Origin of the sequence: Gilvimarinus gilvus (genome assembly GCF_030518155.1) — a bacterium.
GTDB classification, from domain to species: domain Bacteria; phylum Pseudomonadota; class Gammaproteobacteria; order Pseudomonadales; family Cellvibrionaceae; genus Gilvimarinus; species Gilvimarinus gilvus.
This window is the reverse complement of sequence record NZ_JAULRU010000088.1, coordinates 1-714: the sequence shown is the minus strand read 5'-3', so window position 1 is coordinate 714 and position 714 is coordinate 1. Positions and strand designations below refer to the sequence as shown.

The following is a 714-nucleotide window of genomic DNA, read 5'->3' as shown; positions in this document are numbered from 1 at the left end:
TTAGTGAAGTGGTTGGAGGTTCCGGTTGACCAGTCTATAGAAACTTTCTTCGGTGAGTTATGTGATCCTGAAGTTCATCAGATGGATCTGGAACGTGCGGGTTTGCTGCAGGTTCAGTTGGCTCAAAATACGAAAGATGGTACCTATTATCTATTGCTTTTACTTCATCATGTTGTACTTGATCATCAGGGGGCAGCATTAGTTCAAAATGAAGTATTAAAAATTATAGACGATAACTCTTCGGTTCTCTCTAATCCTGTCCCCTATCGAAATTATATTGCAAATATACGGCGTTTAGAAAAAGAGCGTGATGATCATGCGTTCTTTACAGAAATGCTGTCAGACGTTTTTCAACCGACGTTGCCATTCGGGCTGGGTGCAAGTCAGAGGCGTTCAAGTCTATCGGTTCATCGAGTAGATATTTCGTCAGCACTTGCTGACAGTATTCGTGAGATTGGTAGGAGATCGAATGTATCCGTTGCGACAATATTTCATGCGGCCTGGAGTCTGGTGGTGGCGTCGAGTAGCAATCGAAAAGATATAGTATTTGGCACTGTACTTTCGGGGCGATTGCAGGCGCAGTCTGGCTCAGACAGTGCTGTGGGATTGTTTATCAACACGTTGCCGCTTAGGGTGCAGTTAACCGACCAGACATCCATTGATTGGGTGAAGAAATTACACGACTCATTGCTGAGCTTGGTTGATTACGAACAT

1 protein-coding gene is annotated in these 714 nt (G+C 44.1%); it reads left to right on the top strand.

The window, feature by feature from the left end; genetic code table 11:
* On the top strand, positions 1-714 hold a 714-nt coding region (locus QWI17_RS00445; RefSeq protein WP_302720529.1), incomplete at both ends, for a condensation domain-containing protein.